This is a genomic window from Spongisporangium articulatum (assembly GCF_044465595.1).
Lineage (GTDB): Bacteria > Actinomycetota > Actinomycetes > Actinomycetales > Kineosporiaceae > Spongisporangium > Spongisporangium articulatum.
Genome location: NZ_JBITLV010000001.1, coordinates 641,576 through 662,626 on the forward strand (window position 1 = coordinate 641,576; position 21,051 = coordinate 662,626).

Consider the following 21,051-nt stretch of genomic DNA (forward strand, 5'->3'; position numbering starts at 1 on the left):
AAATCCCCCGGGACTGTCGGTGCCGGGGCGTACCTTCCTACCCGTGGACGCGACGGCGACGGAGATCTGGTGCCTGCAGCCCAGCCCGGTCGGCGACCTGCTGCTGTCCACCGACGGTGAGGCGCTCACCCGGCTGTACTTCACGCCGCACAAGGGCACCGACCGCACGTTGCTGCGCCTGCAGTCCGAACGCGAGCCTGACCCGTCGCACCCCGTGCTGCGGCGCACCGCGGGTCAGCTCGCCGAGTACTTCCACGACGGCCGCACCTCGTTCGACCTCCTCCTGCGTGGCGCCGGTTCACTCTTCCAGCAGCGGGTCTGGGACGCGCTCACCGAGATCCCGTACGGCGTCACCGAGTCCTACGGCTCGCTCGCCCGGCGGCTCGGTCTCCCCGAGGGGTCGGCCCGGGCGGTGGGCCTGGCCAACGGCGCCAACCCGATCTCGATCGTCGTCCCGTGCCATCGGGTGATCGGCGCCGACGGCAGCCTGACCGGTTACGGCGGCGGCCTCGAGCGCAAGCGTTTCCTGCTCGACCTCGAGCGCGGGTCGCTCTTCTGAAGGGCGTGGGCTGCGACTCCCCGCCTACATCCACACCGAGACGAGCGTGGCGTCGTCCTCGGTGGCGTCCGCCGTCGTGGCCAGCCAGGACTCGAGGGTGAGGTTGGCCCGGCGCAACCCGGTCTCGGCCTCGAGCCGCACGGTGTCGGCCCCGATCATGAGCAGGTCCTCGGTCGACGGGTAGGCGTTGGTGCACCCGTCGGTCATCAGCATCAGCAGGTGCGGGAGCCCCGCGTCGAGGGTGGCCGTCCGGGCCCGGTCCTCGGCACCGGGCAGGCACAGTGAGTCGCTGGCCCCACGCCCGTGCTCGGGGTTCGGGCCGAGCGGGAACCAGCCGCGCCCGTCGTCCGTGAGCGTCGCGATACCCCCGTCGCCGATCTGCGCGAGCAGTACGGACGTCCCGGTCACGGCGCAGAGCAGCAGCGTGCAGCCGTAGGCCAGGCGCAGGTCGGTGTGCGGGCCGGCCTGCTCGACGAGCTCGACCTGCTCGGGACTGAGCGGGTGCGCGGCCAGGTCGCGGTCGACGGCGTCGCGCCACAGGTGGGAGGCCAGGGCGATCAGTTCCCTCGGGTCGGCCGACCCGGTGCCGCCCGCCCCGCGCAGCAGGGTCTGGCCGGCGGTCAGCCCCGCCTGCACCGCGATGGCCGCCCCGCGCTCGCTGCGGCTGCACATCGGGCTTCCGTGACCGTCCGAGACCGCGGCCACCGTGCGCAGGGGCTCCAGCGACCGGTCGAACGGGCTCCAGCCCAGAGCGTCCTCGTTCACGCGGCCCGCCCGCGCATGCCGCGGCCCGAGCACGCTCGCCCCGCTCACCGAACGCACGGGTGCGTGGACGGTACTTTCCGGCACCGACGCATCCTAATCCTGACATCGGCTGATGAAGCAGACGGATCTCGCCAAGGCCCGACGCCGGCGGCCGGTGCGGCGGAGCCGATCCACAGTCGACGTCCAGCCCCTTCGAGCACTCGGCCCAGCCGGGCGGGTCACTCTCGGTCCTGTCGAACGACGGACGGTCGAGGAGGAGAGATGGCTGCGCTGCACGTGATCGACGGGTTCGCGAGGGACGACGCCGGCCCGGGTCCCGGGGCGGGCTGCCCACCCAGCACGGCGTGGACGGCGTGGGGCGCTGACGTCCAGGTGGCGGTCACCGACCCGCACGCCCTGCGCGCCGCGCGCCGGCTGGCCCGTCGCGAGCTCGCCGCCGCCGAGAAGGCGGCCTACCGGCACCGCCCCGACGCCGAGATCCACGCCCTCTACCGGGCGGGCGGACGGGCGATCACGGTCAGCCCGCTGCTCACCGAGCTGGTCGCGGCGGCCCTCGCCACCGCCGAGCGCACGGGCGGGGACGTCGACCCCACCGTGGCCGCGGCCGTCACCCGGCTCGCGGCGCGGGGTTCCACGGTCGACCTGCGCGCAGTGCCGACGTGCGCCCAATTCCCGCGGGCCGCGGCTGTCAGTGGGCGCGGTGTGACACCGCGACCGCCTGGTGAGCACCGTGCGGCACCGCGCTCATCGAGTGGGGTGGCCGGGTGGGAGACGGTCCGGTTGGCGGGCCGCCGCCTGCAGGTGCCGGCCGGGGTGACGCTCGACCTGACCGCGACCGCCAAGGCCTTCAGTTGCGACCGGGCCGCCACCCGGATCGCCGACCGCCTCGGTGTCGGGGTGAGCGTCGCGGTCGGGGGCTACGTCGCGACCGCCGGGCCCGCCCCGGCCGCCGGCTGGCTCGTGCCCCTCGACGACGTCACGCTCGCCCTGCCCGCCGGGACGGCGATGGCCGTCGCGCACGCCGAGGGTCTGGTGGATCCTCTTACCGGAGAACAGGTCTCGTCAGTCTGGTCGACGGTCATGACCCTCGGCCTGAGCTGTCTCGAGGCAGCCGGGCACGCGGCCGCCGCCGTGGTGCGCGGCCCCTCGGCGCGCGCCTGGCTCACCGAACTGGGCGTGCCGGCCCGGATGGTCACGGTGCATTCGGATGCCCTCACCGTGGCCGGTTGGGACCGGCACGCCCGCCCCATTCCGGCGAGCGATCGCCAGAACCCCTCCCACCGGGGCGTTCCCGCGCCCCGCCTGGCCAACCCGCAGAGGACGAACCTCCGATGACCGCGACGATCGAGACGCCGGCCCCCGCAGCCCCGGTGCCGGTCGCCACGCAGACCGAGCGACCGCCGTCCCCACGGTGGGCCCGCCCGGCGCTGCTGGCGCTGCTGGCCGCCACCGCGGTGCTGTACACGTGGTCGCTGAGCGAGTCGGGCTACGCCAACTCGTTCTACTCCGCGGCGGCCCAGGCCGGTTCGCAGAGCTGGAAGGCGTTCTTCTTCGGCTCGCTGGACGCCGGGAACTCGATCACGGTCGACAAGCCGCCCGCGTCGCTGTGGGCCATGGCGCTGTCGGTCCGGCTCTTGGGGCTCAGCTCGTGGTCGATCCTGCTGCCCCAGGCCCTGATGGGTGTCGCCTCGGTCGGCGTGCTGTACGCGTCGGTGCGGCGGCGGTTCCCGGCAGCGACCGCACTGCTGGCCGGGGCCGTGCTCGCGCTGACCCCGGTGGCCACGCTGATGTTCCGGTTCAACAACCCGGACGCCCTGCTGGTGCTGCTGATGACCGGCGCGGCCTACGCCGTGCTGCGGGCCCTCGAGCACGCGCGGCTGCGTTGGATGCTGCTGGCCGGGGTGCTCGTCGGGTTCGGGTTCCTGACGAAGCAGTTGCAGGTGTTCCTGGTGCTGCCCTCGTTGGGGCTGGCCTACCTGGTGGCCGCGCCGACGGGTGTCGGACGCCGGATCCGTGACCTGGTGCTGGCCTGCGTCGCGATGATCGGGGCCGCCGGCTGGTGGATCGCGACCGTCTCGCTGTGGCCGGCGTCGTCGCGGCCGTACATCGGCGGCTCGCAGAACAACTCGATCCTCGAGCTGACCCTCGGCTACAACGGCCTGGGCCGGCTGACCGGCGACGAGACCGGGTCGGTCGGCGGGGGCGGCGGCACCGGCGGGAACTGGGGCGAGACCGGCATCACCCGGTTGTTCGGCTCCGGGTCGGGCGGCCAGATCAGCTGGCTGCTGCCCGCCGCCCTGCTCCTGCTGGTCGCCGGACTGGTCGCCACCTGGAACCGCCCCCGCACCGACCGGACCCGCGCCGCGCTGATCGTGTGGGGTGGCTGGCTGGTCACGACCTGGCTGGTGTTCAGCTACATGCAGGGCATCTTCCACGACTACTACGACGTCGCCCTCGCCCCGGCGCTCGCGGCGGTCGTGGCGATCGGCGTGAGCGTGCTCTGGAAGGCGAAGCACCCGGCCGCGCTGCTGACCCTCGCGGTGGCCGCGGTGGTCACCTCGCTGTGGGGCTACACGCTGCTCGGCCGCAGTTCCGACTTCCTGCCCTGGCTGAAGTGGGTCGTGCTGATCGGCGGTCTGGGCGCCGGCGCGGTGCTGGCCTTCGGATCGTGGCTCGGACGACGGGCGGTGGCTGCGGGTGCGGTGGCGGCAGTGCTGCTCGGGCTGGCCGGGCCGGCTGCGTACTCCATTCAGACGGCGGGCACCGCGCACACCGGGTCGATCGTGACCGCCGGGCCCTCGACGTCCGGAGGTATGGGCGGTGGCCCCGGCGGTGGGGGGATGGGCGGCGGTCGCGGTGGTTTCGGCGGGGGCGCCCCGGGGGGCCAGCAGACCCAGAACGGCGGCCAGTTGCCGAGTTTCGGCGGCGGCACCGGCGGTGGTCGTGGCGGCGGCACCGGTGGCGGGATGGGCGGCCTGCTCAACGGCGCTTCGGTCGACAGCGAGCTGGCGGCGGCCCTGACGGCCGACGCCGACTCCTACACCTGGGTCGCCGCGACCATCGGTTCGCAGAACGCCGCCAGCTACCAGCTGGCCACCGAGGAACCGGTGATGGCGATCGGCGGCTTCAACGGCACCGACCCGTCACCGACCCTGACGCAGTTCCAGCAGTACGTCGCCGAGGGGAGAATCCACTACTTCATCGGCACCGGCACCCTGGGCCAGGCGAGCAGCGGCAGCGACGCCGCCGCTCAGATCACGGAGTGGGTACAGGAGCACTACCCGGCCACGACGATCGGCGGGACGACGGTCTACGACCTCGACCAGGCATGAGAAATGCTCAGAATCCGGCACTCGATCGCCGGATTCTGAGCATTCTCGAAGCTACGGGCGGGACTCGGTGCTCTCGTCCGTGACCTCGGTGCCGGTCGGCTCGTCGAGCGCGGGCTCGTCGAGCGCGGGCTCGTCCACGGCGATCGGCGCCGGCTCGGCCGGAGCCGTAGCCGCCGGGGCGGGGGCGACCACCGGACGGGTCACGCCGTTCACGCCCGTCGGCTCGGGAGCCGTCGTGGCCGCCGACCACGGCCCGGACGACGCCGAGGCGTCCTGCTTGCGCTTGTACGCGGCCGCTCCGGCGGCGGCCCCGGCGCCCAGGACGCCGAACACCATCAGGCGACGACGGCGCTTCGTGCGGCGGGCCTTCTTGGACGGCGGCAGGTTCTCGGCGGTCTGCAGGGCCTTCTCCTCGACGGCCTCGACGGCCTGGTCCCGGGCGGCGGCCGCAGCGGTCGCGGCGGCGACGGCCGCCTCGGCCAGCCGCGGGAGCACGTCGTCCACGAACCGGTCCCGCGCCGACTCCACCATGGGGGTGGCCCGCTCGACCGCGGACCCGACCACGGGGGCCGCCTTGTCGCGGACGGACTCGACGTAGGGGGTGACCCTCTCGACGTAGGGGACGGCCTTCTCGAGGGCCGCGTTCACCGCGTCCCCGGCGCTCGTGGCGGCCCCGCTGACCGCGGCGGTGGCCTTCGTCCGGGCCTTGTCGGCCTTCGTCTTCCTGTATTTCACGACGGATCCCTCCTGCGGAACGGGTCTAGATCACCATCGTTCCCCCATCCGGCTCCGTCGCCACCTGAGAAGTCATCCGTGCAGCCCGTGACAGACTGCTGACGGAGTCAGACCACAGGCAAACCCCCGCGAAGGGACGCATAGACAGTGAGCCTCACCGCAACGCTGCACACCAACCAGGGCGACATCGCCATCGAGCTGTACCCGAACCACGCGCCCAAGACGGTCGCCAACTTCGTGGAGCTGGCCGAGGGCACCCGGGAGTGGAAGCACCCGGGCACCGGCGAGGTGACCAAGAACCCGCTGTACGACGGTGTGATCTTCCACCGGGTGATCGCCGGCTTCATGATCCAGGGCGGTGACCCGCTGGGTCAGGGCATCGGTGGCCCGGGCTACGAGTTCGACGACGAGATCCACCCCGAGCTGAACTTCATGTCCCCGTACATCCTGGCCATGGCCAACGCCGGCAAGCGGATGGGCAAGGGCACCAACGGCTCGCAGTTCTTCATCACCGTCGGCCCGACCCCGCACCTGCAGGGCAAGCACACGATCTTCGGTGCGGTGAAGGACGACGCCAGCCGCAAGGTCGTCGACGCCATCGCCGGCACCCGCACCGACGCCCGCGACCGTCCGACCGAGGACGTCGTGATCAACAGCGTCACCATCGAACGCGACTGACCCTCGGGTCGAACCCGGACGACGCCGGGCCGGGAACGCTTCCCGGCCCGGCGAAGTTCATCCAGGGGATGAGTCAGAACATGTCAGAGGCGCCCACGACCCCGGTGTGCCCGCGCCACCCGGACCGCGAGTCGTACGTCCGGTGCCAGCGGTGCGAGCGGCCGGCCTGCCCGGAGTGCCAGCGCCCCGCCGCAGTGGGGTTCCAGTGCGTCGACTGCGTGCGCGAGCAGAACCAGGGCACCCGGTCGGCCCGGACCGTCTTCGGCGGTGGGGTGCGCCAGGGCCGACCGGTCGTGACGCTGGGCATCATCGCCGTCTGCGCCGTCGTGTGGCTGCTGCAGCTGACCGACTCCCGGGTCACGGACTGGTTCCAGTACGCGCCCGTGCAGACGCAGGCCGAGCCGTGGCGCATGCTGACCGCGGCGTTCCTGCACTCGCCGGTGACGCCGCTGCACATCCTCTTCAACATGTACGCGCTCTACGTCACCGGGCCGTACCTCGAGGCGCTGTTCGGCCGGGCCCGTTACCTGGCCCTGTACCTGATCAGCGCGTTCGGCGGGTCGGTCGGCTTCCTGCTGCTCGCCTCGCCCGGCGGCGACACCTGGTTCACCCCGACCGTGGGCGCCTCGGGCGCCGTGTTCGGGCTCTTCGGGGCCTTCTTCATGGTGCAGCGGGCGATGAACCGCGACACCGGCCAGATCGTCGGGGTCGTGCTGATCAACCTGGTGCTCGGTTTCGTGATCTCCGGCGTGGCCTGGCAGGCCCACCTCGGCGGCCTGGCCACGGGCGTCGTGGCGGCCGGGGTGCTGGCCTACGCGCCTCGGGCGCGCCGCACCCAGGTGCAGTGGGGCGGCCTGGCCGCGCTCGTCGTCCTGCTGGTGCTGGTGACCGTGGTCAAGGCCGCCACGGGGCCCATGCTCTGAGTGAGTTGTCCCCAGGGTTTTCCACAGCCTGGGGAAAGTTTCACCGGTGTAATTCCACAGCTGTGAGGAACGCTGTGGACACCCTCGGTGAGAGGTTCAGCGCCAGCGGGTGAGCATCGCGAAGCCGACCAGCAGCACGCCGAACCCGGCCATCAGGTTCCAGTTCCCGCCGTCCGGGATGGGGTACTTGGCCTGGCTGACGTAGTAGGTCACGACCCAGGCGAGGCCGAGCACCAGGAAGCCGACCATCACCGGCGCGAACCAGCGGGGGTTGGGCTTCACCACTCCCGACTTGGCGGTCGGGGCGGTGTAGGACCCCTTGTCGCGGGACTTGGACTCGGGCACGGCCGTCTCCTTCGTAGCGTGCAGTTGGGATTAGCGTAGTGGTCGTGAGCGCACCCGAACCCGATCAGCCCACCCGGGGGCGGCGGGGCGGCCCCGGGGCGGTGGGTGTGGTCCTGGTGATGGTCGTCGCCGGGCTGCTGTTCACCACCTCCGCCCAGACCGCCGGCGGCAGCCAGCTGCGCTCCCAGAGCGTCGACCTGGCCAGCCTGCTCGAGACGGCCAACGCCCAGCAGGCGCGCAAGCAGGCCGAGCTGTCCGCGCTGCGCGAGCGGTACGAGCGGGCCAGCGCCCTGACCGCGGCCGGCGACCGGCAGCTGAAGCAGTTGCAGGCCCGGCTGGACGCCGCCCGCCCGTCGGCCGGGCGGACGGCGGTCAGCGGTCAGGGGCTCACGGTCACGCTGGACGACGCCCCCCACAACGGGGCCCTGCCCGCCGGGGCCTCCCCCGACGATCTGGTCGTGCACCAGCAGGACGTTCAGGCCGTCGTCAACGCGCTGTGGGCCGGCGGGGCGAGCGCGATGATGCTGATGGACCAGCGGGTGATCTCCACCAGCGCCGTGCGGTGCGTGGGGAACACGCTCATCCTGCAGGGGCGCGTGTACTCGCCGCCGTACACCGTCCGGGCGGTCGGTGACCCCGCGAAGTTGCGGGCGGCGCTCGACGCCTCCCCCGACGTCCAGTACTACCTGCAGTACGTGGCGGCGATGGACCTCGGCTGGAAGGTGTCGCCCCCGACGCACCTCGACCTGCCCGAGTACCAAGGTCCCCTGTCGCTGTCCTACGCCACGACGCCCTGAGGGAGAATGGGCCCGTGCGCATCCTCGTCGTCGACAACTACGACAGCTTCGTCTACACGATCGCCGGCTACCTGGCCCAGCTGGGCGCCGAGTGCGACGTGCTCCGCAACGACGCCGTCACCACGGCCGACGCCGCGGGCTACGACGGGGTGCTGCTCTCCCCCGGCCCCGGGGCGCCCGCCGACGCCGGGGTCAGCCCGGCGATGGTCCGGCACTGCGCGGACGTCGGGTTGCCGATGCTCGGCGTGTGCCTCGGCCACCAGGCCCTCGGCGAGGTGTTCGGCGCGACCGTCACCCACGCCGAAGAGCTGATGCACGGCAAGACCAGCCTCGTGCAGCACCAGGGGGCCGGGGTGCTGGCCGGGCTGCCCGAACCGTTCACGGCCACCCGGTACCACTCGCTCGCCGTCGTCGCGAGCACCGTGCCGGACGACCTCGAGGTCACCGGGCAGACCGAGGGTGGCGTCGTGATGGCCCTGCAGCACCGCGAGCTGCCGCTGTACGGCGTGCAGTTCCACCCGGAGTCGGTGCTCACCCAGGGCGGGCACCGGCTGCTCGCGAACTGGCTCAAGGTGTGCGGGGACGACGGTGCGGTGGCCCGCTCGGCCGGCCTGGCTCCGCTCGTCCGGCGCTGAGACTCCCGCCGAGTCGCCCGGGCTAGGGGAGGATCCCGCCCGGATCGGGTGACTCGGTGGCCGTGGCGGTGGCCGTCGGCGAGGCCGACTCGCTCGGCTCGGGCTCCACCGGGTCGGCGACCACGATCGTCACCGTGTAGCCGCGGGTGACCGTCGTGCCCTCCTTGGGGTTCGTGCCGATGACCGTGCCGGTCGGTTCGTCGGAGGGCTCCCGCGAGACCCGGTACTTCAGGTCGACGTCACTGAGCTTGGACTGGGCGGCGGAGAGGGACAGCCCGCCCACGTCGGGGATCTTGACCTTGTTGTTGGCCACGTTCACGGTGATCGTCTGGCCGGCGGCGGCGGACTCGCCCGCCGCCGGTTCGGTGTCGATGACCGTCCCGACCTCCACGTCGGGGTTGGACTTACTGGCCTTCTCGGCCTTCAGCCCCAGTTCGTTCAGGGCGGCCTCGGCCTCGTCGTAGGTCTTGCCGGCCAGCGGCGGGACCGTCACCGTCGAGGGCCCGGCGCCGATCACGAGCTGCACCGTCGTGGTGCTCGGGTCGGCCTCCGTGTTGCCGTCCGGCGTCTGGTCGATGACGTTGCCCTTCTCCTCCTGCGTGGAGGGGGCGGTCGTCGCGGTGTGCTTGAACCCGGCGCCGTCGAGCGCGTCCTCGGCCTTGGCCTTGGTCTGGCCGACCACGTCCGGGACCGTCGTCCCGGCGCTGGCGCTGCTGTTGCCCTTCTGGATCAGCGCGTACACCGCGCCCCCGACGCCGAGCACGAGCAGCACCACGATGATCCCGGCGATCAGCGGTCCGCGACCCGACGGCTGCTGCTGGCGGGTCTGGCGCCGGCCCGGTTCCTGGCCGTAGGTGTCGTACGGGTCGTCGAACGGCGAGCCGCCGTCGCCCAGCAGGCCGCCCCCGGGCACGGGACCCATGGCCCGGGTGCCGGTCGCGTCCATCGGCGGGACGTACTGCGTGGTCGCGGCGTCGGCGCCGACCGCGGCGGCGGCCATCACCTGCTGGCCCGCGCGGGCGGCCTCGACGTCGGCCCGGAACTCGGCGGCCGTCTGGTAGCGCTCGTCCCGGCCCTTGGCCAGCGAGTGCAGGACGACCTGGTCGACGTTGTGCGGGATGCCGCCCACGAGTCGCGACGGCGGGACCGGCTCCTCGCGCACGTGCTGGTAGGCCACGGCGACGGGGGAGTCGGCCACGAAGGGCGGCCGGCCGGTCAGCAGCTCGTAGAGCATGCAACCGGTCGAGTACAGGTCGCTGCGGGTGTCGACCGGTTCGCCGCGCGCCTGCTCGGGGGAGAGGTACTGCGCGGTGCCGATGACGGCCTGGGTCTGGGTCATCGTGCTCGACGCGTCGGACATCGCCCGCGCGATGCCGAAGTCCATCACCTTGACGTCACCCGCGGGCGTCAGCATGACGTTGGCGGGCTTGATGTCGCGGTGCACGATGCCCATGCGGTGGCTGTACTCGAGGGCGGCGAGCACGCCGGCGGTCACGTCGAGCGCCTGGGCGACGCCGAGGTGCTGGCCGCCCTGGCCCATCTCCTCGCGCAGGGTGCGCCCCTCGACGTACTCCATGACGATGTACGGCAGGTTGACGACGGCGCCGCCCGACTCGGTGATCTGCTCCTCGCCGGTGTCGTAGACGGCGACGATCGCCGGGTGGTTCAGCGCGGCGGCCGACTGGGCCTCGCGGCGGAACCGGGCCTGGAACAGCGGGTCCCGGGCGAGGTCGGTGCGCAGCAGCTTGATGGCGACCGTGCGGCCCAGCCGCGCGTCCCGACCCAGGTGCACCTCGGCCATGCCACCGCGCCCGAGGATCTCCCCGACCTCGTAGCGGTTGCCCAGCACCCGCGGACTCTCGTTCACCACTGCCATCCCTGTCGACCCGATAACGGGTCCGACCCTTCCACGTCGAAGCCCTGGCGCGCCACACCAGTATCCGGACCGTGGCCGCGAGTGTTCAGGGCGGGGGGTGCCGCACCGAGCCGGGTGCCCACGATCGTGCCGATCAGCACGATCGCGACGAGGACGACCAGAGCGACGAGCGGTACGGCCAGGCCGGTGCGGCGCGGGGTGGTCGAGGCGCGCAACGGCCGCTTCTTCGGGCCGCGGGCCTCCGACCGGCTGCGCGGCTGGTCGCCGAGCGCGGGCTGCTGCATCGTCGGCGGGTGGGTGCGCCGGCTGGGCGGCTGCCGGTTGAGCGCCGGGTCCGGGAACCCGGACGCGTTCACCGGCACCCCGGTCGAGGAGCCGGGGGCCTCGCTGCCGACCGCCCGGGCGAGCCCGACGACGGTGCCGCCCTCGGCGGCGGTGACGGCCGGACGACGACCGCCGCGCGGGGGAGTCTCGGCGTCGGCGGGCCAGCCGCCGGCCGGCGTCGTGGAACGACCCGAGTAGTCGCCGGCCAGGCCGCGCAGGCGCAGGTCCTCGACCAGGCGGGCCAGTTCGTTGGCCCCCTGGGGTCGGGCGTGCTTGTCCTTGGACATGGCCAGCATGACCAGGTCGCGCACGGGGGCGGGGATGGTCGTGGGCAGCGCGGGGGGCTCGTCCTGCAGGTGTGCGGTCGCGACGGCGACCTGGTTGTCGCCCTCGAACGGCCGCCACCCGGCCAGGCACTCGTAGGCCACGACGCCCAGCGCGTAGACGTCGGACAGCGGGCTGGCCACCTCGCCGCGGGCCAGTTCGGGGGCCAGGTAGTGGGCCGTGCCCATCACCTGCCCGGTCGCGGTGAGCGGTTCGTGGTCGCGCGGGCGGGCGATGCCGAAGTCGGTGACCTTGACCCGCAGCTCGGGGGTGACCATCAGGTTGGCGGGCTTGATGTCCCGGTGCACGACCCCGTGCCGGTGCGCCGCGTGCAGGGCCCGGGCCGCCTGCCCGATGATCTGCAGCGTGGTGTCGGTACCCAGGGCGCCCTGGCGCGCGATCATCGCCGAGAGCGGTTCTCCCGGAACGAGTTCCATCACCAGGTAGGCCGAGCCGTCGACCTCGCCGTAGTCGAAGACGGCCGCGATGCCGCCGTGGCTGAGCATGGCGGCGGTGCGGGCCTCGGCGCGGAACCGCTGCTGGAACGACTGTTCCGGGGCCAGGTCGACGCGCAGCACCTTCACCGCGACGGGCCGGTTCAGCTTGTCGTCGCGGGCGGTCCAGACCTCGCCCATCCCGCCGACCGCGAGCCGCTCCTCGAGCGTGTACCGGTCGCCCAACCTCAGGCCGTTCTGGGTGATCACCTGTCCATCACCGCTTCCATGACCTGCTTGGCGATGGGGGCGGCGAGGGTGCCGCCGTACGCGGCATCGCCCAGCCCGCCGCCGTTCTCGACCACGACGGCCACGGCGACCTCCGGGTCGTTGGCCGGTGCGAAGGAGGTGAACCACGCGTCGGGGGACTGCCCCGGATGCTGGGCCGTACCCGTCTTGCCCGCCACGTCGACCCCGCTGATCTGTGCTCGTGTACCCGTCCCGGACTGAACCACGAGCTCCATCATGGAAGTCAGGTCGTTGGCCACCGACGACGAGAACACCTGGTTCAGGCGTTCCGGCGACGGCTGCTCGACCACCTTGGCATCCGAGGTCAGCACCTTGCTGATGAGATTAGGGCGCATGAGTACACCATCGTTAGCGATTGCGGCCGAAATCATGGCCACCTGCAGCGGGGTGACCCTCACGTCGTACTGCCCGATCGACGACTGCGCGAGCTGAGGCTCGTTCAACTCGGCGGGGAAGCTGCTCGGCGTGACCGCCAGCGGCACCGAGAGCTTCTGGCCGAAGCCGAACTTCTCGGCCTCGCCGCGTACGGTCGAGGCGCCCAGGTCCATGCCCAGTTTCGCGAACGCCGTGTTGCACGAGATCTTCAGCGCGTCGGCGAGACTGACCTTGTCGCCGGGGCCGCAGTTGCCCGGCTCGTCGTTGCTCAGGTTCTTCGTGGTCTGCGGCAGGTCGAGGGACGCGGGCCCGTCGAGCTGGCTGTCCACGGAGTACCCGTTCTCCAGCGCGGCGGCCGCGACGACGAGCTTGAACGTCGAGCCCGGGGCGTACAGGTCACCGCCGATCGCGCGGTTGATCAGCGGGTCCGACGAGTCTTCGAGCAGCGAGGTGCGGGCCTTCTTCACCGCGGCGCCGTCGTGGCTCGCCAACCGGTCGGGGTCGTAGCTGGGCCGGCTGACCATGGCCAGGACGGCGCCGGTCTTCGGGTCGAGGGCCACCACGGCGCCCTTGCGGTTGCCGAGCGCGTTCCAGGCCGCCTTCTGCGCCTTGGCGTTGAGCGTCAGCTCGACCGTGGCGCCGCTGGGCTCCCGACCGGTGAGCAGGTCGCTCAGCCGCCGGTAGAACAGCTGGTCGGCCGTGCCGGACAGCAGCGAGTTCTCCGTCGCCTCCAGGCCCGTCGTGCCGTAGGTGATCGAGTAGAACCCGGTCACGGGGGCGTAGAGCGCCCCGCCCGGGTACGTGCGCAGGTACTTGTACTCGTCCTTCACCTGCTTGGACTCGGCCACGGCCTGCCCGTCGACCTTGATCGGCCCGCGGTCGGCCCCGTACTCCTTGTACAGCGTGCGCGAGTTGGTCGGCTGGGCGTTCAGCGACCCGGCGGAGACGAATTGCACCCAGGTCGTGCTGATCAGCAGGGACAGGAACATCACGGAGATGACGACGCCGAGGCGGCGGATCGGGGTGTTCACCCGGCTCCACCTCCGGAGCCCCCGGAAGCGCCTGCGGGAGTGGGCATCTGACCGGTGGGAGCGGGCGGTGAGGACGGCGGCAGGATCGGCGGGACGGCGCCCTCGCCGGCCGGACGCCGGGCCGAGTCGGAGATGCGCATCAGCAAAGCGATGATCATCCAGTTGGACAGCAGTGACGACCCGCCGTAGGCCAGGAACGGGGTGGTCAGCCCGGTGAGCGGGATGACCCGCGTGACGCCGCCGACGACCACGAAGACCTGCAAGGCCATGCTGAACGAGAGCCCCGCGGCCAACAACTTGCCGAAGCCGTCGCGGACCCCGATCGCCGTGCGCAGGCCGCGCTCCACGATCAGGACGTACAGCAGCAGGATGGCGAACAGTCCCGCCAGGCCGAGTTCCTCGCCGAGGGCCGAGTAGATGAAGTCGCTCTCCGCGTAGGGCACGATCTCGGGCCGCCCCTGGCCGAGCCCGGTGCCGAGCAGCCCGCCGCTGGCCATCCCGAAGAGCCCCTGCACCAGCTGGTAGCTGCGGTCCAGGTTGTCGGCGGCGAAGGGGTGCAGCCAGATCGAGACCCGGGTCTGCACGTGCGGGATGCTGACCGCGGCGACGAGCGCGCCGCCGGCGAACAGCACGAGACCGATGAGCACCCAGCTCAGGCGCTCGGTGGCGACGTAGATCAGGGCGACGAAGACGCCGAAGAACAGCAGGCCGGTGCCGAGGTCGTTCTCGATCAGCACCAGGATCCCGACGCTGACCACCCAGGCGGCGAGGATGGGTCCGAGGTCGCGGCCGCGGGGCAGCTGCAGGCCGAGGATCTTCCGCCCGACGAGCGACAGCGAGTCCCGGGCCGTGACCAGGTACCCGGCGAAGAACACGGTCAGCACGATCTTGGCCAGCTCGCCGGGCTGGAAGCTGAACGGCCCGAGCCCGATCCAGATCCGGGCCCCGTTGATGTTCTTGCCGATACCCGGCACCAGCGGCATGAGCAGCAGCACGAGACCGCTGACCATGGCGATGTAGGTGAACCGGGACAGGACGCGGTGGTCGTTCAGCAGCATCACGATCAGCGTCGCGGCCAGGATGCCGACCGCCGTCCACACCATCTGCCGCACGGCCAGCGACCCGCCGGTGCTGCGCCCCTCGGACAGGTCGAGGCGGTGGATCATCACCAGGCCCAGCCCGTTGATCAGCGTCGCGATCGGCAGCAGGGTGGGGTCGGCGTAGGGCGCGCGCCAGCGCAGCACCACGTGCAGCAGGCCGGTGAACGCGCCGAAGGCCAGGCCGTAGCCGAGCATTCCCGGCGGCCAACTGCCGTCGTTCTGGGCCACCCCGGCCAGGCCGTAGGCGAACACGGCCACCCCGATCGCCACCGCCGTGAGCGCGGCCTCGAGGTTGCGGCCCGTGCGCGGCGTGGCGACGGCGGTGACCACCGCCATCAGTTGAACCCTTCGCAGGCGGGCAAGGTCGAGGGGTCCTGCGCCCCGGGGCTCGCGCTCGCCGACGGGTCGGGCGAGGGCTCCGTGCTCGCGGTGGAGCTGGCGGACGACGACGCCCCGGGCGAGCCGGTCGGCTCGGCCGTCGCGGTGGGGGTCGTGATGCTCGTCCCGTCGTCGCCGGTGCAGGTCTCGACCCGGATCGCCTGGACGATGCGCTCGGCGTCGGCCCGGCTGTCGGCCGGGATCCCGTCGTCCAGCTGCTCGGCCCAGCTCTGCGGGACGATCGCCACCGGCAGCGTGGGGTCACGCACCACGACGCTGGACAGCTTGATCGGCCCGAGGTCGTCGGGCAGCCCCTTGTAGATGGCCACGACCCCCGCGGCGTCCCCGACGAAGAACTGGCCCTGGCTCCAGCGGTAGGCACCGAAGCCGCCCGCGACCAGGATCAGCACGACGGCGGAGACGCCCAGCCAGAGCCGCAGGCGCCGTAACCGGCTGCGCGGCGGTTCGGGGGCCGGGGGGGCCGCGCGCAGCCCCGAGTCGGGCTGCGCCGGCGGGACGGCGGGCAGGACGCCGGTCAGCTCGGCGGCGCGTTCGGCGGGGGTGGTGGCCGCGGGCCGGGCCCGCGGCGGTTCGCGCAGGGCGGCCGAGCCGACGACGGTCGGCACGGTGTCGGTGGGGGTGGTGGCGGTGTCGACGATGTCGGCGACGATGCAGGTCACGTTGTCGGGCGCACCGCCGCGCAGGGCCAGCTGCACGAGCGCCTGGCAGGTCGCGGCCGGGTCGTCACCCGCCGACATCGTCTCCTCGATGGTCTCGTGACTGACCACGCTGGAGAGCCCGTCGGAGCACAGCAGGTACCGGTCGCCGACCTTCGCCTCGCGGACCGACAGGTCCGGCTCGACGTCCTCGACGACGTCCGACAGCACCCGCATCAGGACCGAGCGCTGCGGGTGCGTCTCGGCCTCCTCGGGAGTGATCCGCCCGTCGTCCACCAGGCGTTGCACGAACGTGTGGTCGCGCGTGATCTGGGTCAGCTCACCGTCACGCAGCAGGTAGGCGCGCGAGTCGCCGATGTGGGCCAGCGCCAGCCGGCCGCCCGTGCGCAGCAGTGCGGTGACCGTCGTCCCCATGCCGGTCAGCGCCGGCTCCTCGGCCACCCGGGCCAGCAGCTCACCGTGCGCGGCGTGCACCGACTGCGACAGCGCACTGAGCACGGCGTCGGGGCCGTACGACTCGCCGTCCAGGTGGGCCATCTCGCCGATCGCCAGCGAGGAGGCGATGTCGCCGCCCGCGTGCCCGCCCATCCCGTCGGCGATCACCAGCAGCCGGGGGCCCGCGTAGCCGGAGTCCTGGTTGTTGGAGCGGACCAGTCCGACGTCGGACAGGGCGGCGTACCGCAGCGCGACAGCCATCCCTTACCTCCGCAGCTCGATGACGGTCCGTCCGATGCGCACGGGCGCTCCGAGGGGGACGGGCACCGGCGTCCCGACCCGGTTGTTCGCGAGGAACGTGCCGTTGGTCGAGCCGAGATCCTCGACCATCCACACACCCTGCTGCAACGACAGGCGGGCGTGCCGGCCGGAGGCGTAGTCGTCCTCGACCACCAGCGTGCACTCCGGGGCGCGCCCGATCAGGATCGGCGCCTGGCCGAGCGTGATCTGCGTGCCCCGCAATGACCCCTCGGTCACCACGAGGAATCGTGGCAGTTGGGGCGAGTCGGGTTCGCGGCGGGGTCGTCCGGGTGCGCCGGGGGACGCCGGGACGCCGGCCGCCGCCGGGGCGGTCCGCCGGGTGACGCGGGTGCCGAAGAGATCGCGGCGCAGGACGGCCACGATGCTGAGGACCATCAGCCAGAGCGCGGCCAGGAAGGCCAACCGCAGCATGGTGAGGGTGAGTTCGCTCATCGGGCGCGCGTCACCAGGTCCCGAGATGGACGACGATCCGCGTCCGGCCGATGGTGATGCGGCTGCCCTCGGCGAGGATGCCCGAGTGCACGCGTTCGCCGTCCACGAACGTCCCGTTGGTCGAGCCCAGGTCGGTCGCGGTCACCGTGGCCCCCTTGACGGCGACCTCGACGTGCCGCCGACTGACCCCCGGGTCGTCGACGACGATGTCGGATTCCTGCCCACGCCCCAGGACCGTACTGGTCCCGGTGAGCTGATGGGTGCGTCCGTCGATCTCCAGCGTCACGTTCGGCGCGATGCTGCCCGACGGGTCGGGCGCCCGGCCCGAGTCGACCGGCGGTGCGGAACGGCGGGTGGTGGTGCTGCGGACCCGGAAGACGCCCGTGTCGAGGTCCTCGGCCTGCTCGAAGCCGACGGTCACCGGGCCGACCATCGTGTAACGCTGGGCCTGCGCGTGCTCGTCGACGACGGACTTCAGCTCCTGCGCCAGCGCCTCCTCCCACTCACCGAGGCGCTCGTGGTCGGCCGGGCCGAGCTCCACGACGAACGTGTTCGGGGCCAGGGTGCGGCCGCGGGCCACGATGTTGGCCCGGTCGTCGATCTCCCGGCGCAGGGCGCTGGCGATCTCGATGGGCTGCACCTCGCTGCGGAACGCCTTCGCGAAGGCGCCGCTGACGGCCCTCTCGATGCCCTTCTCGAACCTGTCGAGCATCCCCATGACCGCCTCCTTCGCTCGCCTCGACCCGTACCTGCTCTTACCCGGCTCTCACCCGCCCCTCCGGTGGTGCCGGTGGGGCCGTCCGGGTCAGGGTATCGACGTTGCCCCACATCGCCCGGGGGCGGGAGATCATCCGAACCGGATGTGAGCCGTTCCGCAACCCCGTGCTAGCCTCGTCCAGCGCTCGCGCGAGTGGCGGAATAGGCAGACGCGCACGGTTCAGGTCCGTGTGCCCGAAAGGGCATGGGGGTTCAACTCCCCCCTCGCGCACCATCGTCGAAGGCCCTTGACCTGGGAAGATCCCGGTCGAGGGCCTTCGTCGTTTGGCTTACCCGACCGTGATCGCCGTCCGTGCCGGGTTTCGTGCAGTATTTGTGCGTCACATCCGGCGCAGACGGTGATCTTGATCCGTGGCGGTCAGCCGGGGAGCTGTCGGGGGATCGGGTCGGGGACGACCTGGGCGTCCACGACGTGTTCGGCGCCACTCCCGACCGTCTCCGTGAGGTCGGGCCGCTCACCCAGGTTGAGCGGCGGGTTCACCGGCACGGCAGGGGTCGACGGGACGTCGGGCAGCCCGGCCAGCGTGGCGTGCACCTGGGCCTGGGCGATCAGGTGGGCCACCTCGCCGGGCGGCGCCGAGGCGACCCGGGCCAACAGCTCCTCGGCCGTCTGCTTGTGCTGCGCCGAGTTCACGCGCACGTCTTCGGGACGACGACCCTCACGGCCGGGGAGGCGTCGGCCCACACGGTGGCGCCGTCGGGGCGCCAGGCCCGGTAGACGTGCTTCCCGGGGGCCGCCGTCACGGTCGCCCCGGACAGGCCGTCGTCGGTGGTGGTGGCGGTCTTCGCGGTGGCCCACCGACCCTTCGTGTACTCCTGGAACCGGACCGGCGAACGCTTCGAGGCCACGTAGTCCCGCGCGGCGGGCGAGTAGTGCCGGACCCGGGCGCCGAGGGCGACCTGGCAGCCGCTCGGCGCCGTCCGGACCTCCGCGTGGTTGAGCATGGCCTGGCTACGGCGCCGCACATCGAGGTCGATCGTCGTGCTGGAGCCGTCGGTGTCGTCCACGACGTCGGCCTGCAGGGCGCCCCACCGGGTGATCTTGCGGGTGTCGAGGGTGGCCTTCAGCGTGACGCTCGCCCCGGACCCGGCGGTCGCGCCGGCCAGGGTGTAGACGGGGTCGTCGGGGTAGTGGATCCAGAGGGTGGCGCTGTGCGAGCCGTCGGCGCTCGCGCTGGTGACGATCGGGAGGGTGATCGTCTCCTTCGGGGCGTCGACCACGACCTTGATCGTGTTCGACTGCCCGTGGACATCCGCGGCGGCGGGAGTCGCGGGTAAGAGGGTGAGCGCGGCAAGAGTGGTGACGGTTCCGGCGGTGATCCGGGATGACATGGGGGCCGGCTTTCGGAGGGGTGGGTGCGGTGAAGCCCCCCAATCGACTGTCCCCGCCGGGTACTTGAGCGTTTCCCGCGACCTACTCCAGGTCGAAGGCCGAATGCAGGGCGGCAGTCAGTTGGGTTCCTGCGCCGCCAGGAGGAAGCCGACCTGGCGCAGAGACCGATGACAAGAGGTCGGCCGCCCCGTCAGGTGGTGACAGCGGTGTGTGCGCGGGCTGTCAGCGGCGGCGTCCATCGTGATACCTGCGCCGCACCGTCGAGGCGCCCTAGAACCCGTATCCCCGCAGCACAGCGCAGCATCCAAGGAGCAACCCCCATGTCCTACGCCTTCGAGGCGCGCGGCCTGGTCAAGCGGTTCGGTGACACCACCGCGCTGGCCGGGGTCGACCTCGCCGCCACCACCGGCACCGTCCTCGGTGTGCTCGGCCCGAACGGGGCCGGCAAGACCACCGCGGTGCGCATCCTCGCCACCCTGCTCCGGCCGGACGCCGGCACGGCCACCGTGGCCGGGCTGGACGTCGTCAAGCACGCCGCCGCGGTCCGCCGCACCATCGGCCTGACCGGCCAGTACGCCAGCGTCGACGAGGACCTGACCGGCACCGAGAATCTCGTCCTGATCGGCCGGCTGCTCGACCTCAACCGCCGCGACGCCCGCGCCCGGGCCAAGCACCTGCTGGCCCAGTTCGACCTCACCGAGGCCGCCGACAAGCAGGCCAAGCACTACTCTGGCGGCATGCGCCGCCGGCTCGACCTGGCCGCCAGCCTGGTCGGCAACCCCGCGGTGATCTACCTCGACGAGCCGACCACCGGACTCGACCCGGCCAAGCGGGACGGCGTGTGGCAGCTGGTCCGCAACCTCGTGGACGACGGCACGACCGTGCTGCTCACCACCCAGTACCTCGAGGAGGCCGACGCGCTCGCGGACGAGATCTCCGTGATCAACCACGGCAAGGTCATCGCCCACGGCACCCCGGCGGAGCTGAAGCACATCGTCGGCGGGCAGACCCTCGAGGTGCGCCCGAGCGACCCGGCCCGGTTGGACGACGTCCGCACGATCCTCGCGCGGATCTCCGGCAAGGCCGTCGACTCCCCCGCCCGCGGCGTCCTGAGCACCCCGGTGACCTCGGACGACGTCCTCAACCCCACGATCGCCGCCCTGGCCGCCGCCGGGGTCACGGTCTCCGAACTGTCCCTGCACCTGCCGAGCCTCGACGAGGTCTTCTTCACCCTCACCGGTGAGCGCGGCACCGACACCGACGAGGAGGTGGCGGCATGAGCACCACGACGAGCAGCCCGACCGGCAGCCCGACGCCCGGCCGTACCCAGGCCGTGACGCTGACCGCCGACGGCGTCCCCGCGGCCCCGACCGGGCAGGACCAGCACCCGTTCGCGCTGGCCCGGCACAGCCTGATCCTGGCCGGTCGCGCGGTCACCAAGATCCGGCGCACTCCCGAGCAGCTGATCGACGTGACGCTGCAGCCGATCCTGTTCACGGTCGTCTTCGTGTACCTGTTCGGCGGCGCGATCAGCGGTTCGACGCACGACTACCTGCAGTACGTGCTGCCCGGCCTGCTGACCCAGACCCTGCTGTTCTCGTCCGTCGCCATCGGCGTCAACCTGAACACCGACGTGGAGAAGGGCGTCTTCGACCGGTTCCGCAGCCTGCCGATCCCGCGGTCGGCGCCGCTGGTCGGAGCGGTGCTCGGCGACGTCGTCCGGTTCGTCACCTCGATCGTGGTGATGATCGGGTTCGGCTACATCATCGGCTTCCGGATCGAGACCGACCCGTTCCAGGCGCTCGCCGCCTGCCTCCTGGCCCTCGGCTTCGCGCTGGCGATGAGTTGGCTGTCGGTCACCCTCGGGCTGGTCCTGCGCAACTCCGGGTCGGTGCAGGGCATCGGTTTCATGGCCCTGTTCCCGCTGACCTTCGGCAGCTCGATGTTCGTCTCGGCCGACACCCTGCCCGGCTGGTTGCAGGCCTGGGTGAAGATCAACCCGGTCACGCACCTGACCGACGCGATCCGCGGGCTGTTGATTGGCGGCCTCGACACCTCCGACCTGGTCTCCTCGATCGCGTGGGGCATCGGGCTCGTGGTGGTGTTCGCGCCGCTGGCCGTGCGGGCCTACCGTCGCCGGACCTGAGAACCCTTCC

21 protein-coding genes and 1 tRNA gene are annotated in these 21,051 nt (G+C 72.2%); 10 read left to right on the plus strand and 12 right to left on the minus strand.

The annotated features are described in order from the left end of the window. The first annotated feature begins 43 nt into the window (after nt 1-43). On the plus strand, nt 44-559 hold the full coding sequence (locus ACIB24_RS03030) for a methylated-DNA--[protein]-cysteine S-methyltransferase (RefSeq protein WP_398274961.1): 516 nt from the start codon (nt 44-46) through the stop codon (nt 557-559). A 24-nt stretch (nt 560-583) separates the two neighbouring features. Here ACIB24_RS03030 and ACIB24_RS03035 read toward each other — a convergent pair whose 3' ends face one another. After that, nucleotides 584-1,408, minus strand: a complete 825-nt coding sequence (locus ACIB24_RS03035; RefSeq protein WP_398274964.1) for a protein phosphatase 2C domain-containing protein — start codon at nt 1,406-1,408, stop codon at nt 584-586. Nucleotides 1,409-1,585: 177 nt separating this feature from the next. Between ACIB24_RS03035 and ACIB24_RS03040 the strand changes: the two genes are divergently transcribed. Together ACIB24_RS03040 and ACIB24_RS03045 are read left to right on the plus strand one after the other, a co-directional pair. Then, nucleotides 1,586-2,659 carry an FAD:protein FMN transferase gene (locus ACIB24_RS03040; protein ID WP_398274967.1) on the plus strand — a complete coding sequence of 358 codons (1,074 nt, stop codon included), beginning with the start codon at nt 1,586-1,588 and terminating at the stop codon, nt 2,657-2,659. Then, nucleotides 2,656-4,656 (plus strand): ArnT family glycosyltransferase, encoded by a 2,001-nt coding sequence (locus ACIB24_RS03045; RefSeq protein WP_398274970.1) that lies wholly within the window; start codon nt 2,656-2,658, stop codon nt 4,654-4,656. The genes ACIB24_RS03040 and ACIB24_RS03045 overlap by 4 nt, the downstream gene beginning before the upstream one ends. Nucleotides 4,657-4,707: 51 nt before the next feature. On the opposite strand, the gene ACIB24_RS03050 is transcribed toward ACIB24_RS03045, so the two are convergent. Beyond that, nucleotides 4,708-5,391 (minus strand): hypothetical protein, encoded by a 684-nt coding sequence (locus ACIB24_RS03050; protein WP_398274973.1) that lies wholly within the window; start codon nt 5,389-5,391, stop codon nt 4,708-4,710. 147 nt (nt 5,392-5,538) lie between these two features. On the opposite strand from ACIB24_RS03050, the gene ACIB24_RS03055 reads away from it, so the two are divergent. Both ACIB24_RS03055 and ACIB24_RS03060 read left to right on the plus strand, forming a co-directional pair. Then, the gene (locus ACIB24_RS03055; protein ID WP_398274976.1) at nt 5,539-6,069 is read left to right on the plus strand and encodes a peptidylprolyl isomerase; all 531 of its coding nucleotides are present in this window, start codon (nt 5,539-5,541) and stop codon (nt 6,067-6,069) included. 80 nt (nt 6,070-6,149) lie between these two features. Further along, nucleotides 6,150-6,992: a rhomboid family intramembrane serine protease gene (locus ACIB24_RS03060; protein WP_398274979.1), complete on the plus strand. Its 843-nt coding sequence runs from the start codon at nt 6,150-6,152 to the stop codon at nt 6,990-6,992. Nucleotides 6,993-7,088: 96 nt separating this feature from the next. Here ACIB24_RS03060 and ACIB24_RS03065 read toward each other — a convergent pair whose 3' ends face one another. Beyond that, nucleotides 7,089-7,337 (minus strand): cell division protein CrgA, encoded by a 249-nt coding sequence (locus ACIB24_RS03065; protein WP_398274982.1) that lies wholly within the window; start codon nt 7,335-7,337, stop codon nt 7,089-7,091. Nucleotides 7,338-7,381: 44 nt separating this feature from the next. Between ACIB24_RS03065 and ACIB24_RS03070 the strand changes: the two genes are divergently transcribed. After that, nucleotides 7,382-8,134, plus strand: coding sequence for a DUF881 domain-containing protein (locus ACIB24_RS03070; RefSeq protein WP_398274985.1), 753 nt, complete (start codon nt 7,382-7,384; stop codon nt 8,132-8,134). A 14-nt stretch (nt 8,135-8,148) separates the two neighbouring features. Continuing rightward, nucleotides 8,149-8,769 carry an aminodeoxychorismate/anthranilate synthase component II gene (locus tag ACIB24_RS03075; protein ID WP_398274988.1) on the plus strand — a complete coding sequence of 207 codons (621 nt, stop codon included), beginning with the start codon at nt 8,149-8,151 and terminating at the stop codon, nt 8,767-8,769. A 22-nt stretch (nt 8,770-8,791) separates the two neighbouring features. On the opposite strand, the gene pknB is transcribed toward ACIB24_RS03075, so the two are convergent. From pknB to ACIB24_RS03110, 7 genes are read right to left on the minus strand one after another with little or no spacing between them, the layout of a single operon-like run. Continuing rightward, on the minus strand, nt 8,792-10,645 hold the full coding sequence (gene pknB, locus ACIB24_RS03080) for a Stk1 family PASTA domain-containing Ser/Thr kinase (RefSeq protein ID WP_449619051.1): 1,854 nt from the start codon (nt 10,643-10,645) through the stop codon (nt 8,792-8,794). Next, nucleotides 10,633-11,997, minus strand: coding sequence for a serine/threonine-protein kinase (locus ACIB24_RS03085; RefSeq protein ID WP_398274994.1), 1,365 nt, complete (start codon nt 11,995-11,997; stop codon nt 10,633-10,635). The genes pknB and ACIB24_RS03085 overlap by 13 nt, the downstream gene beginning before the upstream one ends. Then, the gene (locus ACIB24_RS03090; protein WP_398274997.1) at nt 11,994-13,442 is read right to left on the minus strand and encodes a peptidoglycan D,D-transpeptidase FtsI family protein; all 1,449 of its coding nucleotides are present in this window, start codon (nt 13,440-13,442) and stop codon (nt 11,994-11,996) included. The genes ACIB24_RS03085 and ACIB24_RS03090 overlap by 4 nt, the downstream gene beginning before the upstream one ends. After that, a complete protein-coding gene (locus tag ACIB24_RS03095; RefSeq protein ID WP_398274999.1) occupies nt 13,439-14,878 on the minus strand; it encodes an FtsW/RodA/SpoVE family cell cycle protein in 1,440 nt (479 codons plus the stop codon). The genes ACIB24_RS03090 and ACIB24_RS03095 overlap by 4 nt, the downstream gene beginning before the upstream one ends. Beyond that, complete coding sequence (locus tag ACIB24_RS03100; RefSeq protein WP_398275002.1) at nt 14,878-16,293, minus strand: PP2C family protein-serine/threonine phosphatase; 1,416 nt, start codon at nt 16,291-16,293, stop codon at nt 14,878-14,880. Before ACIB24_RS03100 ends, ACIB24_RS03095 begins: the two co-directional genes overlap by 1 nt. Nucleotides 16,294-16,296: 3 nt before the next feature. Then, complete coding sequence (locus ACIB24_RS03105) at nt 16,297-16,785, minus strand: FHA domain-containing protein FhaB/FipA (protein WP_398275005.1); 489 nt, start codon at nt 16,783-16,785, stop codon at nt 16,297-16,299. Between the two features lie 10 nt (nt 16,786-16,795). Continuing rightward, entirely contained in the window at nt 16,796-17,503 is a 708-nt protein-coding gene (locus ACIB24_RS03110; protein WP_398275008.1) for an FhaA domain-containing protein, read from the minus strand. A 186-nt stretch (nt 17,504-17,689) separates the two neighbouring features. Between ACIB24_RS03110 and ACIB24_RS03115 the strand changes: the two genes are divergently transcribed. Next, nucleotides 17,690-17,776: transfer RNA gene (locus ACIB24_RS03115), tRNA-Leu, on the plus strand. 144 nt (nt 17,777-17,920) lie between these two features. Here ACIB24_RS03115 and ACIB24_RS03120 read toward each other — a convergent pair. Next, the gene (locus tag ACIB24_RS03120) at nt 17,921-18,202 is read right to left on the minus strand and encodes a hypothetical protein (RefSeq protein ID WP_398275011.1); all 282 of its coding nucleotides are present in this window, start codon (nt 18,200-18,202) and stop codon (nt 17,921-17,923) included. Further along, entirely contained in the window at nt 18,193-18,894 is a 702-nt protein-coding gene (locus tag ACIB24_RS03125; protein WP_398275014.1) for a hypothetical protein, read from the minus strand. The genes ACIB24_RS03120 and ACIB24_RS03125 overlap by 10 nt, the downstream gene beginning before the upstream one ends. 321 nt (nt 18,895-19,215) lie before the next feature. Between ACIB24_RS03125 and ACIB24_RS03130 the strand changes: the two genes are divergently transcribed. After that, nucleotides 19,216-20,175, plus strand: a complete 960-nt coding sequence (locus ACIB24_RS03130; protein ID WP_398275017.1) for an ATP-binding cassette domain-containing protein — start codon at nt 19,216-19,218, stop codon at nt 20,173-20,175. Continuing rightward, on the plus strand, nt 20,172-21,041 hold the full coding sequence (locus tag ACIB24_RS03135; RefSeq protein WP_398275020.1) for an ABC transporter permease: 870 nt from the start codon (nt 20,172-20,174) through the stop codon (nt 21,039-21,041). The genes ACIB24_RS03130 and ACIB24_RS03135 overlap by 4 nt, the downstream gene beginning before the upstream one ends. The last annotated feature ends 10 nt before the right edge of the window (nt 21,042-21,051 follow it).

Excerpts from the sequence above, each read along its gene's own strand:
- ACIB24_RS03125 (WP_398275014.1), bottom strand. The coding sequence starts at position 18,894 with ATGTCATCCCGGATCACCGCCGGAACCGTCACCACTCTTGCCGCGCTC.
- pknB (WP_449619051.1), bottom strand. The coding sequence starts at position 10,645 with ATGGCAGTGGTGAACGAGAGTCCGCGGGTGCTGGGCAACCGCTACGAG.
- ACIB24_RS03130 (WP_398275017.1), top strand. The coding sequence starts at position 19,216 with ATGTCCTACGCCTTCGAGGCGCGCGGCCTGGTCAAGCGGTTCGGTGAC.
- ACIB24_RS03060 (WP_398274979.1), top strand. The coding sequence starts at position 6,150 with ATGTCAGAGGCGCCCACGACCCCGGTGTGCCCGCGCCACCCGGACCGC.
- ACIB24_RS03045 (WP_398274970.1), top strand. The coding sequence starts at position 2,656 with ATGACCGCGACGATCGAGACGCCGGCCCCCGCAGCCCCGGTGCCGGTC.
- ACIB24_RS03095 (WP_398274999.1), bottom strand. The coding sequence starts at position 14,878 with ATGGCGGTGGTCACCGCCGTCGCCACGCCGCGCACGGGCCGCAACCTC.
- ACIB24_RS03105 (WP_398275005.1), bottom strand. The coding sequence starts at position 16,785 with ATGAGCGAACTCACCCTCACCATGCTGCGGTTGGCCTTCCTGGCCGCG.
- ACIB24_RS03040 (WP_398274967.1), top strand. The coding sequence starts at position 1,586 with ATGGCTGCGCTGCACGTGATCGACGGGTTCGCGAGGGACGACGCCGGC.
- ACIB24_RS03110 (WP_398275008.1), bottom strand. The coding sequence starts at position 17,503 with ATGGGGATGCTCGACAGGTTCGAGAAGGGCATCGAGAGGGCCGTCAGC.
- ACIB24_RS03135 (WP_398275020.1), top strand. The coding sequence starts at position 20,172 with ATGAGCACCACGACGAGCAGCCCGACCGGCAGCCCGACGCCCGGCCGT.
- ACIB24_RS03100 (WP_398275002.1), bottom strand. The coding sequence starts at position 16,293 with ATGGCTGTCGCGCTGCGGTACGCCGCCCTGTCCGACGTCGGACTGGTC.